At 70.9% G+C, this 16,019-nt stretch carries 14 protein-coding genes; 4 read left to right on the top strand and 10 right to left on the bottom strand.

Annotated elements, in window-relative coordinates; all coding sequences use genetic code 11:
* Positions 1-8 precede the first annotated feature (8 nt).
* Genes pgi through tkt form a run of 5 tightly spaced genes read right to left on the bottom strand, consistent with a single transcriptional unit; the run spans position 9 to position 7,400 of the window.
* Positions 9-1,673, bottom strand: a complete 1,665-nt coding sequence (pgi, locus tag ACZ7L4_RS33130) for a glucose-6-phosphate isomerase (RefSeq protein ID WP_472108397.1) — start codon at positions 1,671-1,673, stop codon at positions 9-11.
* A complete protein-coding gene (gene opcA, locus ACZ7L4_RS33125; RefSeq protein WP_472108395.1) occupies positions 1,666-2,613 on the bottom strand; it encodes a glucose-6-phosphate dehydrogenase assembly protein OpcA in 948 nt (315 codons plus the stop codon). Before opcA ends, pgi begins: the two co-directional genes overlap by 8 nt.
* Positions 2,610-4,142, bottom strand: coding sequence for a glucose-6-phosphate dehydrogenase (gene zwf, locus ACZ7L4_RS33120; protein WP_472108393.1), 1,533 nt, complete (start codon positions 4,140-4,142; stop codon positions 2,610-2,612). Before zwf ends, opcA begins: the two co-directional genes overlap by 4 nt.
* Entirely contained in the window at positions 4,139-5,260 is a 1,122-nt protein-coding gene (tal, locus tag ACZ7L4_RS33115) for a transaldolase (protein ID WP_472108392.1), read from the bottom strand. Before tal ends, zwf begins: the two co-directional genes overlap by 4 nt.
* Before the next feature lie 43 nt (positions 5,261-5,303).
* A complete protein-coding gene (tkt, locus tag ACZ7L4_RS33110) occupies positions 5,304-7,400 on the bottom strand; it encodes a transketolase (protein ID WP_472108390.1) in 2,097 nt (698 codons plus the stop codon).
* Between the two features lie 184 nt (positions 7,401-7,584).
* Between tkt and ACZ7L4_RS33105 the strand changes: the two genes are divergently transcribed.
* Both ACZ7L4_RS33105 and ACZ7L4_RS33100 read left to right on the top strand, forming a co-directional pair.
* The gene (locus ACZ7L4_RS33105; protein ID WP_472108388.1) at positions 7,585-8,511 is read left to right on the top strand and encodes a helix-turn-helix domain-containing protein; all 927 of its coding nucleotides are present in this window, start codon (positions 7,585-7,587) and stop codon (positions 8,509-8,511) included.
* A 62-nt stretch (positions 8,512-8,573) separates the two neighbouring features.
* On the top strand, positions 8,574-8,954 hold the full coding sequence (locus ACZ7L4_RS33100) for a YchJ family protein (RefSeq protein ID WP_472108386.1): 381 nt from the start codon (positions 8,574-8,576) through the stop codon (positions 8,952-8,954).
* 22 nt (positions 8,955-8,976) lie between these two features.
* Here ACZ7L4_RS33100 and ACZ7L4_RS33095 read toward each other — a convergent pair whose 3' ends face one another.
* Complete coding sequence (locus ACZ7L4_RS33095; RefSeq protein ID WP_450814345.1) at positions 8,977-9,678, bottom strand: FadR/GntR family transcriptional regulator; 702 nt, start codon at positions 9,676-9,678, stop codon at positions 8,977-8,979.
* Between the two features lie 130 nt (positions 9,679-9,808).
* On the opposite strand from ACZ7L4_RS33095, the gene ACZ7L4_RS33090 reads away from it, so the two are divergent.
* Positions 9,809-10,333: a gluconokinase gene (locus tag ACZ7L4_RS33090; RefSeq protein ID WP_472108385.1), complete on the top strand. Its 525-nt coding sequence runs from the start codon at positions 9,809-9,811 to the stop codon at positions 10,331-10,333.
* 59 nt (positions 10,334-10,392) lie between these two features.
* Positions 10,393-11,799: a GntT/GntP/DsdX family permease gene (locus ACZ7L4_RS33085; RefSeq protein ID WP_472108383.1), complete on the top strand. Its 1,407-nt coding sequence runs from the start codon at positions 10,393-10,395 to the stop codon at positions 11,797-11,799.
* 76 nt (positions 11,800-11,875) lie between these two features.
* On the opposite strand, the gene ACZ7L4_RS33080 is transcribed toward ACZ7L4_RS33085, so the two are convergent.
* The 4 genes from ACZ7L4_RS33080 to ACZ7L4_RS33065 all read right to left on the bottom strand — a co-directional run bounded on the left by ACZ7L4_RS33080 (position 11,876) and on the right by ACZ7L4_RS33065 (position 15,861).
* Positions 11,876-12,493: a cytochrome b/b6 domain-containing protein gene (locus ACZ7L4_RS33080; protein ID WP_472108381.1), complete on the bottom strand. Its 618-nt coding sequence runs from the start codon at positions 12,491-12,493 to the stop codon at positions 11,876-11,878.
* Positions 12,477-13,130 carry a molybdopterin-dependent oxidoreductase gene (locus ACZ7L4_RS33075; RefSeq protein WP_472108818.1) on the bottom strand — a complete coding sequence of 218 codons (654 nt, stop codon included), beginning with the start codon at positions 13,128-13,130 and terminating at the stop codon, positions 12,477-12,479. Before ACZ7L4_RS33075 ends, ACZ7L4_RS33080 begins: the two co-directional genes overlap by 17 nt.
* A gap of 161 nt (positions 13,131-13,291) precedes the next feature.
* Complete coding sequence (locus ACZ7L4_RS33070) at positions 13,292-14,833, bottom strand: APC family permease (RefSeq protein WP_472108379.1); 1,542 nt, start codon at positions 14,831-14,833, stop codon at positions 13,292-13,294.
* A 50-nt stretch (positions 14,834-14,883) separates the two neighbouring features.
* Positions 14,884-15,861 (bottom strand): hypothetical protein, encoded by a 978-nt coding sequence (locus ACZ7L4_RS33065; protein WP_472108377.1) that lies wholly within the window; start codon positions 15,859-15,861, stop codon positions 14,884-14,886.
* Positions 15,862-16,019 lie beyond the last annotated feature (158 nt).

Here is a 16,019-nt window from a genome sequence, read left to right as displayed (position 1 = left end):
CGGGTACGTCAGGAGGTGCGGCCGCGCAGGGCGCGGTACGTGCTGACCAGGGACTGCGTCGACGCGTCGAGGCCTGCGACCTCCGCGCCTTCGGTGAGGGCGGGTTCCACGCGCTTGGCGAGGACCTTGCCCAGCTCGACGCCCCACTGGTCGAAGGAGTCGATGTTCCAGACGGCGCCCTGGACGAAGACCTTCTGCTCGTAGAGGGCGATGAGCTGGCCGAGGACGGACGGGGTCAGCTCGCGCGCGAGGATCGTCGTCGTCGGGTGGTTGCCCTTGAAGGTCTTGTGCGGGACCAGGTCCTCCGCCACGCCCTCGGCGCGCACCTCGTCCGGCGTCTTGCCGAAGGCGAGCGCCTGGCCCTGCGCGAACAGGTTGGCCATCAGCAGGTCGTGCTGGCCCGCGAGGGTGTCGGACAGCTCGTCGACCGGCTTCGCGAAGCCGATGAGGTCCGCCGGGATCAGCTTCGTGCCCTGGTGGATGAGCTGGTAGTAGGCGTGCTGGCCGTTGGTGCCGGGGGTGCCCCAGACGACCGGGCCCGTCTGCCACTCGACGCCGCGGCCCTGGCGGTCCACGGACTTGCCGTTGGACTCCATGTCGAGCTGCTGGAGGTACGCCGTGAACTTGGAGAGGTAGTGGCTGTACGGGAGCACCGCGTGCGACTGCGCGCCGTGGAAGTTGCCGTACCAGATGCCGAGGAGGCCGAGCAGCAGCGGCGCGTTGGCCTCCGCGGGGGCCGTGCGGAAGTGGTCGTCGACCAGGCGGAAGCCGTCGAGCAGCTCGCGGAAGTGGTCCGGGCCGATCGCGATCATCAGCGAGAGGCCGATGGCCGAGTCGAAGGAGTAGCGGCCGCCGACCCAGTCCCAGAACGCGAACATGTTGGCGGTGTCGATGCCGAACTCGGCAACCTTCTCGCCGTTGGTCGACAAAGCGACGAAGTGCTTGGCGACGGCCTTGTCGTCGCCGCCGAGCCCGTCGAGGAGCCAGGAGCGGGCGGCCTTCGCGTTGGTGATCGTCTCGATCGTCGTGAAGGTCTTGGACGCGATGATGAACAGCGTCTCGGCCGGGTCGAGGTCGCGGACGGCCTCGTGCAGGTCGGCGCCGTCGACGTTCGACACGAAGCGGAACGTCAGGTCGCGGGCGGTGAACGGGCGCAGCGCCTCGTAGGCCATGGCCGGGCCGAGGTCCGAGCCGCCGATGCCGACGTTGACGACGTTCTTGATCCGCTTGCCGGTGTGTCCTGTCCACTCGCCCGTACGGATCCTGTCGGCGAAGACGGCCATCTGGTCGAGGACCTCGTGCACCTTCGGCACGACGTTCTCGCCGTCGACCTCGATCACGGCGTCGGCCGGGGCGCGCAGGGCCGTGTGCAGCACGGCGCGGTCCTCGGTCGTGTTGATCTTCTCGCCGCGGAACATGGCGTCGCGCTGCCCGAACACGTCGGTGGCGGTGGCCAGTTCCTGGAGGAGGGCGAGCGTCTCGTCCGTGATCAGGTGCTTGGAGTAGTCGATGTGCAGGTCACCGACGGCCACGGTGTAGCGCTCGGCGCGGGCCGGGTCCTTCGCGAACAGGTCGCGCAGGTGCGTGCCGTTGAACTTCGCGCGGTGGTCCTCCAGGGCCGTCCACTGCGGGCGGCGCGTGAGGAAGGGGCCTTGAGAGGCGGTGTCAGGCATGTTGAACGGACTCCTTGGTGACTTTGCCGTGGGGGGCTGCCTGCAGGGCCACGGCGTACATCTCGTCGGCGTCGAGGCGGCGGAGTTCCTCCGCGATCAGCTCGGCGGTGGAGCGGACCTTGAGGGCGAGGGTGCGCTCGGGCTGTCCTGGCAGGCTCAGCTTGGCGAGCGGCCCTTCGGGGCGGTCGATGCGGATCTCGCCGCTCGGGGTGCCGAGGCGGACCGCGGTGACGACCGGGCCCGCCGTCGTGACCCGCTCGACCGGGACGCCGAGCCGGGCGCCGAGCCAGCGCGCGAGCAGTTCGGCGCTGGGGTTGCCGGCCTCGGACTCGACGGCCGCGGAGACGACGTCGCTGCGGGCCTGGTCGAGCGCGGCGGCCAGCATGGAGCGCCACGGGGTGAGCCGGGTCCAGGCCAGGTCGGTGTCGCCCGGGGCGTAGTGCGCGGCGCGCCGGTCGAGGGCGGCGAGCGCCTCCTCGTCGGCGTACAGGTCGGTGATGCGGCGGGCGGCGAGCGCGCCGAGCGGGTCCTTGGAGGGCTCGTCGGGGGCGTCGACCGGCCACCACACGACGACCGGGGCGTCGGGCAGCAGCAGCGGCAGGACGACGGAGTCGGCGTGCTGTCCTGTCTCGCCGTACAGGCGCAGGATCACCGTCTCGCCGGTGCCGGCCTCGGAGCCGAGGCGGACCTCGGCGTCGAGCCGGTTGCCGTGCCGGTCGCGGGGCAGGCGCTTGGTGCGCCGGATGACGACGAGGGTGCGCGAGGGGTGCTCGCGGGACGCCTCCTGGGCGGCCTTCGTCGCGTCGTACGCGTTCTCCTCGTCCGTGACGATGACCATCGTCAGGACCATGCCCACGGCGGGCGTCCCGATGGCCCGGCGTCCTTCGACGAGCGCCTTGTTGACCTTGCTTGCCGTGGTGTCGGTCAGGTCGATCCTCATGGCCTTCGCCAGCTCCGTCCGTCTCGTGCGAGCATCTCGTCCGCTTCCTTCGGGCCCCAGCTGCCCGAGGCGTACTGGGCGGGCCTGCCGACCTTGTCCCAGTGCTCCTCGATGGGGTCCAGGATGCGCCAGGACTCCTCGACCTCCTCCGTGCGCGGGAAGAGGTTCGCGTCGCCCAGCAACACGTCCAGGATCAGCCGCTCGTACGCTTCCGGGCTGGACTCGGTGAACGACTCGCCGTAGGCGAAGTCCATGGACACGTCGCGGATCTCCATCGACGTACCCGGCACCTTGGATCCGAAGCGCACCGTCATGCCCTCGTCCGGCTGAACGCGGATGACGATCGCGTTCTGGCCGAGTTCCTCGGTGGCGGTGTGGTCGAACGGGGAGTGCGGGGCGCGCTGGAAGACGACCGCGATCTCGGTGACGCGGCGGCCGAGCCGCTTGCCGGTGCGCAGGTAGAACGGGACGCCCGCCCAGCGGCGGTTGTCGATGCCCAGCTTGACCGCGGCATACGTGTCCGTCTTCGACTTGCGGTCGATGCCGTCTTCCTGGAGGTAGCCGGGGACCTTCTCGCCGCCCTGCCAGCCGCCGGCGTACTGCGCGCGGACCGTGGACCCGTCCAGGTCGGCGGGGAGCCGCACGGACTTCAGGACCTTGAGCTTCTCGTTGACCAGCGACTCGGCGTCGAACGCGGCCGGCTCCTCCATCGCCGTGAGGGCGAGCAGCTGGAGCAGGTGGTTCTGGATGACGTCGCGGGCGGCACCGATGCCGTCGTAGTAGCCGGCGCGGCCGCCGATGCCGATGTCCTCGGCCATCGTGATCTGCACGTGATCGACGTACGACCGGTTCCAGATGGGTTCGTACATCTGGTTGGCGAAGCGGAGCGCCAGGATGTTCTGGACGGTCTCCTTGCCGAGGTAGTGGTCGATGCGGAAGACCTGGTCCGGCGAGAACACGTCGTGCACGATCGCGTTCAGCTCGCGCGCCGACTCCATGTCGTGGCCGAACGGCTTCTCGATGACGGCGCGCCGCCAGGAGCCCTCGGGGGCGTCCGCGAGGCCGTGCTTCTTGAGCTGCTGGACGACCTTGGGGAAGAACTTCGGCGGTACGGAGAGGTAGAACGCGTAGTTGCCGCTGGTGCCGCGCTTCTCGTCCAGCTCGTCGACGGCGCTGCGCAGTTGCGAGAACGCGGTGTCGTCGTCGAAGTCGCCGGGGATGAAGCGCATGCCCTCGGCGAGCTGCTGCCAGACCTCCTCGCGGAAGGGGGTGCGGGCGTGCTCCTTGACCGAGTCGTGGACGACCTGCGCGAAGTCCTGGTCCTCCCACTCGCGGCGGGCGAAGCCGAGGAGCGAGAAGCCCGGCGGCAGCAGGCCGCGGTTGGCGAGGTCGTAGACGGCCGGCATCAGCTTCTTGCGGGACAGGTCGCCCGTGACGCCGAAGATGACGAGCCCGGAGGGGCCCGCGACGCGCGGCAGACGGCGGTCGCGGGGGTCCCTCAGCGGGTTCTGCCAAGCGGTGGAGCTCACTTGGACTCAGCCTCCGTCAGGCGGGAGGAGACGGTGGAGAGCAGGTCGTTCCAGGCGATCTCGAACTTGGCGACGGCCTCGTCCTCGAGCTGCTGGGTGACCTCGTCGAGCGAGATGCCGAGCGCGTCGACGGCGGCGAGCTCGGCGCGGGCCTGCTCGTAGCGGCCGGTGATGGTGTCGCCGGTGATCTCGCCGTGGTCGGCGGTCGCCTTCAGGGTGCCCTCGGGCATGGTGTTGACGGTGCCGGGCGCGACCAGCTCGTCGACGTACAGGGTGTCCTTGTACGCGGGGTCCTTGACGCCGGTGGAGGCCCACAGCGGGCGCTGCTTGTTGGCGCCTGCGGCCTCCAGCTTGGTGGCGCGCTCGACGGCGAAGGCCTGCTCGAAGGCCTCGTAGGCGAGACGGGCGTTGGCGAGGGCGGCCTTGCCCTTCGCCGCGGCGGCCTCGTCCGTGCCGATCTTGTCGAGGCGCTTGTCGATCTCGGCGTCCACGCGGGACACGAAGAAGGAGGCGACCGAGTGGATCGAGGAGAGGTCGATGCCGCGCTCGTGGGCCTTCTCCAGGCCGGCCAGGTAGGCGTCCATGACGGCCTTGTAGCGGTCGAGGGAGAAGATCAGCGTGACGTTGACCGAGATGCCGAGGCCGATGACCTCGGTGATCGCCGGGAGGCCCGCGAGGGTCGCCGGGATCTTGATCATCACGTTGGGGCGGTCCACGAGCCAGGCCAGCTGCTTGGCCTCGGCGATGGTGGCCTCGGTGTTGTGGGCCAGGCGCGGGTCGACCTCGATGGAGACGCGGCCGTCACGGCCGTTCGTGGCGTCGTACACCGGGCGCAGGATGTCGGCGGCGGCGCGCACGTCCTGCGTGGTCATCATGCGGACGGCCTCGTCGACGGTGACCTTGCGGACGGCCAGGTCGGCGAGCTGCTCCTCGTAGCCCTCGCCCTTGCCGATGGCGGCCTGGAAGATCGAGGGGTTCGTGGTGACACCCACGACGTGCTGGTCCGCGATGAGCTCGGCGAGGTTGCCGGACTCGATGCGGGTGCGGGACAGGTCGTCCAGCCAGATGGAAACGCCTTCGTCGGAGAGCGACTTGAGGGGTGCGACGGCGTTGCTCATGTTCTGCGTCATCTTCTTTCGTACGTACTTGCTTACGTGGTGGTCAGGCGCGGGCGGCGGCGAGGGACTCGCGGGCCTTGTCGGCGACGTTCTCGGCGGTGAAGCCGAACTCGGCGAACAGCGTGCCCGCGTCGGCGGAGGCGCCGAAGTGCTCCAGGGAGACGATGCGTCCCGCGTCACCGACGTAGCGGTACCAGGTCAGGCCGATGCCGGCCTCGACCGCCACGCGGGCCTTCACCGACGGCGGCAGGACGGCGTCCTTGTACGCCTGCTCCTGCTCCTCGAACCACTCGACGGACGGCATCGAGACGACGCGGGTGGCGACGCCCTCGGCCTCCAACTGCTCGCGGGCGGCGACCGCGAGCTGGACCTCGGAGCCGGTCGCGATCAGGACGACGTCCGGGGTGGCCTTCGACGCCTCGACCAGGACGTAACCGCCCTTGGCCGCGTCGTCGTTGGCCTCGTACGTCGGCAGGCCCTGCCGGGAGAGCGCCAGGCCGTGCGGGGCCGGCTTCTCCGTGCCGCGCTTGAGGATCTCGCGCCAGGCGATGGCCGTCTCGTTGGCGTCTGCCGGGCGGACGATGTTCAGGCCGGGGATGGCGCGCAGCGCGGCGAGGTGCTCGACGGGCTGGTGGGTCGGGCCGTCCTCGCCGAGGCCGATGGAGTCGTGGGTCCACACGTAGGTGACCGGGAGCTGCATCAGGGCCGACATGCGGACGGCGTTGCGCATGTAGTCGGAGAACACGAGGAACGTGCCGCCGTAGATGCGGGTGTTGCCGTGCAGCGCGATGCCGTTCATCTCGGCGGCCATCGAGAACTCGCGGATGCCGAAGTGCACGGTGCGGCCGTACGGGTCGGCCTCCGGGAGCGGGTTGCCCTTCGGGAGGAAGGAGCTGGTCTTGTCGATCGTCGTGTTGTTCGAGCCGGCGAGGTCGGCGGAGCCGCCCCACAGCTCGGGGATGACACCGCCGAGCGCCTGGAGGGTCTTGCCGGACGCGGCGCGCGTGGCGACCTTGGTGCCGGTCTCGAAGGACGGCAGGGCGTCCTCCCAGCCCTCGGGGAGGCGGCCCGCGAGCACGCGGTCGAGGGTCGCGGAGCGCTCCGGGTTGGCGTTCCGCCACTCGGCGAGCTTCTTGTCCCAGGCGGCGTGCGCCTCGGCGCCGCGGTCGAGGGCGCCGCGGGTGTGGGCGATGACCTCGTCCTCGACGATGAAGGACTGCTCGGGGTCGAAGCCGAGGACCTTCTTCGTGGCGGCGATCTCCTCGGCGCCGAGCGCCGAGCCGTGGGAGGCCTCGGTGTTCTGCGCGGTCGGGGCCGGCCAGGCGATGATCGTGCGCATCGCGATGATCGAGGGCTTGTCGGTGACGGCCTTGGCGGCGGCCAGCGCCTCGTACAGGGCCTTCGGGTCGACGTCGCCGGTGGCGGTCGGCTCGATGCGCTGCACGTGCCAGCCGTACGACTCGTAGCGCTTCAGCACGTCCTCGGAGAACGCGGTCGCGGTGTCGCCCTCGATCGAGATGTGGTTGTCGTCGTAGACGAAGACGAGGTTGCCGAGCTTCTGGTGGCCCGCCAGCGAGCTGGCCTCGGCGGAGACACCCTCCTCCAGGTCGCCGTCGGAGACGATCGCCCAGATGGTGTGGTCGAAGGGGCTGGCGCCCTCGGCGGCCTCCGGGTCGAACAGGCCGCGCTCGTAGCGGGCCGCCATCGCCATGCCCACGGCGTTGGCGACGCCCTGGCCGAGCGGACCGGTCGTGGTCTCGACACCGGCGGTGTGGCCGTACTCGGGGTGGCCCGGCGTCTTCGATCCCTGCGTGCGGAACGCCTTCAGGTCGTCGAGCTCCAGCTCGTAGCCGGAGAGGAAGAGCTGGGTGTAGAGGGTGAGGCTGGTGTGGCCGGGCGACAGGACGAAGCGGTCGCGACCGGTCCACTCCGGGTCGGCCGGGTCGTGCCGCATGGCCTTCTGGAAGATCGTGTACGCGGCCGGGGCGAGGCTCATGGCGGTGCCGGGGTGACCGTTGCCGACCTTCTGCACGGCGTCCGCCGCGAGCAGGCGCGCGGTGTCGACGGCACGCTGGTCGCTTTCGGTCCACTCGAAGGGGGCCTCGAAGGGGTCGAGTCCGTCCGGTGTCTGCGTGCTCATCTGTACAGCTTCCTTCGCATCCGTTGTCCTGCCGAGGTGCCGAAAGGCACCGTCCGGCCGGGACCAAAGTCCCAGGTCGAACCACCTACGAATGTAAAGGTCATACTTTTGGCTCGACAGGTGCCCCCGTGCCAGCGTTCGGTGAAAATGGGACACGCACAGCGGCCCGAGCCAAGGACAGTGGATGACGGAGCAGGACCCCTCACAGACGAGCGCACATCTGGGACCGGGGGCGCACATCCGCACGTATCCGTTCGACCCGAGCGCGAGCCTCTCCGGCGTCGGGATCCAGGTCGGGCCGATGGGTTCGGAGGGTCCGTGGGCGGGCGGCGTCGGCCTCTCGCGGCGCGTGCACCGCATCGACTTCCACGTCCTGCTGTTCTTCCGCGAGGGCCCGGTCCGCCACATGATCGACTTCACCGAGTACGAGGTGGGGGCCGGGGACATCCTGTGGATCCGGCCGGGCCAGGTGCACGGGTTCTCGACGGACGACGCGTACGTCGGCACCGCGCTCACCATGCAGCCGGGGTTCCTGCCGCGGGCCATCGTCGAGGCGACCGGGCTCTACCGCTACGACCGGCCGCCGCTGCTGCACCCCGACCCGGACCAACTCGCCGCGATCGACGCCTCCTTGACCCAGCTGCGGCGCGAGTACCTCGACACGACGACGCTGCCGCTGAGCCTGCACACCTCGGTGCTGCGGCACGCGCTGACGGCGCTGATGCTGCGGGTGGCCCATGTGTCGGCGCAGGCCGCGGCGGAGGACGACGGGACGCCGCAGCAGGACACGACGTTCACCCGGTTCCGTACGGCGGTCGAGCAGGGCTTCACGTCCAACCACAGCGTGAGCGCGTACGCGGACGAGTTGGGGTACTCGCGGCGGACGCTCGTCCGGGCGGTGCGGGCCGCGACGGGGCTCACCCCGAAGGCGTTCATCGATCGGCGGGTGGTCCTGGAGGCGAAACGGATGCTGGCGCACACGGAGTTGCCCGTCGGGCGGATCGGGGTGGCGGTCGGATTCGCGGACTCGGCCAACTTCTCGAAGTTCTTCCAGCAACACGTGGGGGCTACGCCGGCCGGGTTTCGTGAGGGTGCGGTCGACCGTGGTTGACGACTCGGGGCTCCGCCCCGGACCTCGCCGCTCAATCGCCGCAGGGGCTTAAAGTACGCCCCATGTCACGCACCTCCCCCGCCTGCCCCTGCGGGCTGCCCTCCTCGTACGAAGACTGTTGCGGGCGCTATCACTCCGGCAGCGCCGCCGCTCCCTCCGCCGAAGCCCTGATGCGCTCCCGGTACGCCGCGTTCGTGCGGCGGGACGGGGCATATCTGATGCGGACCTGGCACCCGGACACCCGGCCGCCCGGCATCGACTTCGACGACGCCCCGCAGTGGACCGGCCTCGAGATCGTGGAGGCGGTCGACGGCTCCGCGTTCCATCAGCGCGGCACCGTCACCTTCCGCGCCCGCTACAAGGGCGGCGAGCTGCACGAGCGCAGCAGGTTCTCCCGGGTCGACGGCGCGTGGGTGTACGTCGACGGGGACTTCATCGAGTAACTCCCGGGCAGGACACGGGAGTTCAGGGCGCCAGGATGTCCAGCTCGTGGAGCGCGCCCACCGCGATCTCGCGCGTGAGCTCCTCCGCGCGCTGCGCGTTCCGCTCCCGTACCGCCTCGGCGACCTTGACGTGCAGGCTCACCGCGGCCGGGTCCGGGTCCTCGAACATGACCTGGTGGTGGGTGCGGCCCGCGAGGACCTCCGCCACCAGGTCACCCAGGTGGGCGAACATCTCGTTGCCCGATGCGTTGAGGACGATCCGGTGGAACTCGATGTCGTGGCCGAGGTACGCCTCCAGCTGCTGGCCGCGTGACGTCGCCACCATGCCGAGCGCGCACTCGGTCAGCGCCGCGCACTGCTCCGCGCTCGCGCTGCGCGCGGCCAGACCCGCGGCGACCGGCTCGACGGCCGAACGGAGCACCGTGAGCGAGCGCAGCTGGCGCGGGCGGTCGGCGCCCGCGAGGCGCCAGCGGATGACCTGCGGGTCGTAGACGTTCCACTCCTCGGCGGGCCGCACCGTGACGCCGACCCGCCGCCGCGAGGCCACGAGGTGCATCGACTCCAGGACGCGCACCGCCTCCCGCATGACCGAGCGGGACACCTCGAAGCGCTGGGCAAGTTCATCCGTGCGCAGCACGCTGCCGGCGGGGTACTCGCCCGCCGTGATCGCGGGACCGAGGCTTTCCAGTACGCGGGCATGCAGGCCCCGGCCCATGGTGGTCATGGGACAACCCTAGCCGTGACCTCAATGGTCTGACTTATATGTCACACCCTCTTGAATTCATCAGACCTATTGGGTTTCAGTGTGGTGTCACAGCGATGTCGACGAAGACAGCGAAACGAGGCAGTACCCGATGAGCACCCCCCACGTCGTCGTGGTCATGGGCGTCGCAGGAACCGGCAAGACAACGATCGGTCCCCTGCTCGCCGAACGGCTCGGCGTTCCGTACGCCGAGGGCGACGACTTCCACCCCGAGGCCAACATCGAGAAGATGTCGGCCGGCACGCCCCTGACGGACGAGGACCGCTGGCCCTGGCTCGATGCCATCGGCCGCTGGGCGCACGGCCGCGCGGGCCTTGGCGGGGTGGTCTCCAGCTCCGCCCTCAAGCGCAGCTACCGCGACCGCTTGCGGGCCGAGGCCCCCGACGCCGTCTTCGTCCACCTCACCGGCTCGCGCGAGCTGATCGAGGACCGCATGGGGCACCGGGAGGGGCACTTCATGCCCACCTCGCTGCTCGACTCGCAGTTCGCCACGCTCCAGCCGCTCGCGGCGGACGAGGCGGGCGTGGCCGTCGATGTCGCGGGATCGCCGGAGGAGATCGCGGACCGGGCCGTCGCGGCCCTGGCCGAGCTCGACTCCCCCGCCGCGACCGCGTAACCCCCCACACACCGGCAAGTTCTCTCCCCCGTCCCCCCACTCGTTCTAGGGATTAGACCGTGACCAGACTCAGCGTCGAGATGCTGGCAGCGGACACCGTCGAGCCGATCACGTCCGCGGGCCATGCCCAGCTCGGGATCGCCGTGCTCGCGGGCATCGCCGTCATCGTCCTGCTCATCACCAAGTTCAAGATGCACGCCTTCCTGGCGCTGACCATCGGCTCGCTCGCGCTCGGCGCGTTCGCCGGTGCGCCGCTGGACAAGGTGATCGAAAGCTTCAGCGGCGGGCTCGGCGACACCGTCGCCGGGGTCGGCGTGCTGATCGCGCTCGGCGCGATCCTCGGCAAGCTGCTCGCCGACTCCGGCGGCGCCGACCAGATCGTCGACACGATCCTCGCCAAGGCCGGCAAGTCCGGCGGCAGGGCCATGCCGTGGGCCATGGTGCTCATCGCGGCCGTGATCGGTCTGCCGCTCTTCTTCGAGGTCGGCATCGTCCTGCTGATCCCCGTCGTCCTGATGGTCGCCAAGCGCGGCAACTACTCGCTGATGCGGATCGGCATCCCGGCCCTCGCGGGTCTGTCCGTCATGCACGGCCTGATCCCGCCGCACCCCGGCCCGCTCGTCGCGATCGACGCGGTCGACGCCAACCTCGGCCTCACGCTCGCGCTCGGCATCCTCGTCGCCATCCCGACCGTGATCATCGCGGGCCCCGTCTTCTCGAAGTACGCGGCCAAGTGGGTCGACGTCCCGGCCCCCGAGAAGATGATCCCGTCGCGCGCCTCCGACGAGCTGGAGAAGCGTCCGAGCTTCGGCGCCGCCGTCTCGACCATCCTGCTGCCGGTCGTGATGATGCTGTCGAAGGCCCTCGTCGACGTCATCGTGGACAACCCGGACGCCACCGTCCAGCGCGTCTTCGACGTGGTCGGCAACCCGATGATCGCGCTGCTCGTCTCCGTCGTCGTCGGCATGTTCACCCTCGGCCGCCCGGCCGGCTTCACCAGGGGCAGGATCCTCTCCACCACCGAGAAGTCGCTCGGCCCGATCGCGGGCGTGCTGCTCATCGTGGGCGCGGGCGGTGGCTTCAAGGGCACCCTGGTCGACTCCGGCGTCGGCGAGATGATCATGGAGATCTCCAAGGACTGGGGGCTCCCGACGCTGCTGCTCGCCTGGCTCATCGCGGTCGTCATCCGCGTCGCCACGGGTTCGGCGACGGTCGCCACGGTCTCCGCCGCCGGTCTGGTCGCGCCCCTCGCGGCCAACATGAGCGACACGCACACGGCGCTGCTCGTCCTGGTCATCGGCGCGGGTTCGCTGTTCTTCAGCCACGTCAACGACGCCGGTTTCTGGCTGGTCAAGGAGTACTTCGGGCTCAGCGTCGGCCAGACCGTGAAGACCTGGTCGCTCATGGAGACGATCATCTCCGTGGTCGCCGGTGCGCTGGTGCTGCTGCTGTCCTTGGTGATCTAGCCGAGGTCCGACCGCCAGGCACGAGGAGGGCGCCCCGCCGATCGGCGGGGCGCCCTCCTCGTGTGTTCGCAGGCTCTCAGGGTGCGTCGAGCCACTCGCCGTGCTCGCGCGCGGCCCAGTCCCGGTCCACGAATCCCGTGCGCAGGCCGCGGCGCGCCTCCGGATCGCCGACCGCCATGCCGATGTGCCCGGCGAGCACGATGCCGAGGGCGAGCGCCAGCCAGTCGTGCACGAAGGTGCTGCCGGTGCGCACGGCGAGCGGGGCGAGGTGCGTGAACCACATGAGCAGGCCCGTGCCGAGCATCACCAGGACGGCGCCGGCGAGCCAGGCCGCCCACAGCTTCTGCCCGGCGTTGAACTTGCCCGCCGGGCGGTGGCCCGGGCGCCGTTGCAGGACGGCGCGCAGCCATTCCTTGTCGTGCGGGTCGAACCGGTTGAGGCGCCCCAGGTCCGCGCGGAAGGCACGGGAGACGAGGCCCAGCAGAAAGGGCACCGGCAGCAGCAGGCCCGACCATTCGTGGAGCGTGACCACGAGGGCGCGGCGGCCGACGAGTTCGGCGAGCTGCGGTACGTAGAGGCAGGCGGCCGTCGCGACGCAGGCGCCCATCAGGGCGGCGGTGGCGCGGTGCACCCAGCGTTCGGCTCGCGTGAAACGGCGGACGGCGGCCGTGAGTTGCTCAGTTCGTGGGCTCATCGTCGCGTCCGTTCGAGCGGCCGACCCAGGCGTCGATGTCGTAGCCGCGCTCCTCCCAGTACCCGGGCCGCACCTCGTCGGTGACGGTGATGCCGGAGAGCCACTTGGCCGACTTGTAGAAGTACATGGGGGCCGCGTAGAGGCGCACCGGGCCGCCGTGCGCGTGCGTGAGGTCCTTGTCCTGCATGCGCAGCGCCACCAGGACGTCGGCGCGGCGGGCCTGTTCGAGCGTGAGGCTCTCGCTGTACGTGCCGTCGAAGCAGGTCAGGCGTACGGCCCTGGCGGTGGGGCGCACCCCCGCAGCGTCCAGGATCCGCGAGAGCCGTACGCCTTCGAAGGGCGTGTGCGGGACCCGCCAGCCCGTGACGCACTGGACGTCACGGACGAGGCGGGTCTGCGGAAACGCCCTCAGTTCGGGGAGCGTGTACGTCGACGGGTGCGCGACCAGTCCGTCGACGGTGAGGCGGTAGGTCTCCGCGCTCTTGTGGGGAACGGAGGCGGCGACCGAGTAGTAGCGGAAGCCGCCGCCGTTCGGCAGCACGCCCGTGAGGCCGGTGGGGTCCTTCTGGGCGAGGCCTTCCAGGGCGTGCTGGAGGGTGGGGGCCGCGGCGACGGTCAGGGCGCCGGCGCCCAGCATTCCGAGGACCAGGCGGCGGCCCACCGGGGGGCCTTGGTTCGGTGTCACGTTTCTGATTGCAGCACCACGGGGGGCCGGGTTCCAGGGGTTCCGGCCCGCCGTCAGGGTTTCGTCACTTGTGGTTGCGGGCCTCAATCGCCGGCGGGACTTGATTTGCCCACCTAGCGTGCGTCGCCCGATTTTTGGTCCAGCTGGAAGGCCTCGTTGCCCAGGCCGATGCGGGCGTGGGACTGGGGGTCCCTGCGGTGGAGGAGTTGGCCGTGGACCGCGCCCGCCAGCGCGGCCAGGACGATGATGCCCGGGAGGATCCAGTTGAGCGCGGAGTCCGGGCCCGAGCCGACCAGGACGTCGAAGTCCTTGACCGTGTAGACGGCGATCACGAGGAGGGCGAGGCCCGCCACGCCGGACGCCACGAGCCGCCAGGCCTGCGCCGCCGCGGCCCCGCGGCGCGCGAAGAACACGATGACCGCGAGGGACGCCGTGGCCATGAGGACGATGACGCCGAGCGCGCCCACGTTGCCGCCCCAGGTGAACAGGTGCAGGACCGGCGCCGTCGGGTCGCCGAAGGGGCCGTCGTCGGCGATCGCGAAGCCGACGACCGCGATCAGCGCGATCACCGACTGCAGCACCGAGCCCTTGCCGGGCGCGCCGGTCGCCGTGTTCGTCCGTCCGAACCCGGCGGGCAGCAGCCCCTCGCGCCCCATCGCGAAGGCGTACCGCGCCACCACGTTGTGGAAGCTGAGCAGCGCCGCGAACATGCCCGTCACGAACAGCACATGGACGACATCGGTGAACGCGCCGCCGAGGCGGTCCTCCGTCAACCCGAAGAGGAGTCCCGCCGACTGCTTGCGGGCCGCGCCGACGATGCCGGAGGGCCCCGTCGCCACCGTCATCGCCCACGAGCTGAACGCGAAGAACAGGGCGACGCCGCCGACCGCGAGGAACATCACGCGCGGCACCAGGACGTGCGGCCTGCTGGTCTCCTCCGCGTACACCGGCGCCTGCTCGAAGCCGGTGAACGCCGCGATGCAGAAGCACAGCGCCGTGCCGAGCCCGACGCCCGAGAGGGTCTCCGGGTTGAAGGCGTGCAGGGACAGGCCCTGGGCGCCGGGGTCGCCGATGGCCGCGATGTCGAAGACGACCACGACGGCGACCTCGATGAGCAGCAGCACACCGAGGACCTTCGCGTTCACGTCGATCTTCAGCAGGCCGAGCGCGCCGACGGCGAGGACGGCCGCCAACGCCGGTATCCACCAGGCGAGTTCGAGGCTCAGATACTGCTCGGCGAGACCCGCCACCTCGTAGCCGAACAGGCCGAAGATGCCGACCTGCAGCGAGCTGTAGGCGACGAGCGCGACGAGGGCCGCCGCCGCGCCGGCCGTCGGACCGAGGCCCCGGGCGATGTACGCGTAGAAGGCACCCGCGTTGTGCACGTGCCGGCTCAACTCCGCGTAGCCGACGCTGAAGAGGGCGAGCACGACGCCGAGCACGAGGAAGAGCAGCGGCTGGCCGACCACCCCCATCACCGCGAACGTCGTCGGCATGACACCCGCGACGACGAGCAGCGGCCCGGTCGCGGCGAGCACGGAGAGCAGCAGCCCCGCCGTACCGAGCCGCCCTGCACGCAGCGCGCTCGTCTCGCCCAGGTACGTGTGAATCGCCGGATCCGCCGCGGCCTCGGGCGGCCGCTCGCTCGCGCTCATGAGGGGTGTCCCTTCCTTCGTGAAGAGTGGAGTGTGCTCTGCGCCGTGCCCTACACCGAGCCGAGCGCGGCGCCGCGCGCGACCCGGAACGCCTCGTACGGGTCCCGGTCCGGATACGACCAGGGGTACGGCGTGCTGTGCCGGCCGATCCGGTGGAACAGTGCGGCCGCCTCGGCGGGGCGGCCCTCGCAGTACTTCGCGTGTGCCAGGTAGTTGAGGTCGATGCGGCCGCGCGGGTGCGGCCTGCCGGGGCGCTCGCGCGCGGCGCCCCACTCCAGCCACCAGTCGAACGCGGCCTTCAGGACGAGCCGGGCGCGCCGCCCGGTCCAGTGCCCGGACGCCTTCGGGTCGTCGGCCAGCACGCCCGCGCGCGCGAGCACCCGGTAGCGCTCGGCGTGCGCGACGACCGGGAGCACCGCCAACGGCGAGTCGGGGGTGGCCTGTTCGCACGCCCAGGACGCGAAGTCGTACACCTCGTGCAGCGGGTCCTGCCCGACGTCGGCGCGCCGCTCGGCGAGCCGCGCGACCATCAGGTGGTGCGCGTGGTGGTGGCCCGGATGCCGCAGGCGCACCTCGTCGAAGAGCCGGACGACGTCCTCCTCGCTGCCCAACTCCCGTTCCAGGAGCAGCAGTGCGAGCAGCGGCGTCGGGTCCTCGGGCACGAGTTCCGCCGCCTGCGCGCAGGCGGCGCGCGCCTTCTCGGGGCGGCCGCGGCCCTCGACGGCGCGCAGTACGCCCGCGCAGGCGAGCAGCACGACGGCGTCGGTGGAGTCGGGTTCGGCGAGCAGCCAGTCGCGGGCCCAGACCTTGGCGGTGGGTTCGCCCGCGAGGCCGAGGACGCGGTGGCCGCGCAGGTCCCAGTCGGAGCCGGTGGCGCGAAGCAGGGATCTGACCTCGGTCCAGCGGCCGCGGGCGAGGGCGGAGCGCGCCGCGACGAGTTCGGTGTCGTCGAGCGCGGGGTCGCCGAAGGGAGTGGCGTGCGCGGGCTTCTTGCGGGAGCGCCCGAGCGGAGGCGGGGGTGGGGGCACCGCGGCGGGGGTCCTTACGACTGTTCAGATGTGGGTGAGATGGACGGCAAGACGATGATCAAGCACAGCAAACCGGTACGGAGGTGTCCGCGTCAAGGGTCGCCGGTGACGCACCTCACCAACTCGCCGAATCAGCAGGTGAGTTCGGGCCGGGATCG

It is taken from the genome of Streptomyces sp. NPDC107575, assembly GCF_055657265.1.
The sequence above is the reverse complement of the archived record's forward strand: the minus strand, read 5'-3'. Positions and strand labels throughout refer to the sequence as shown.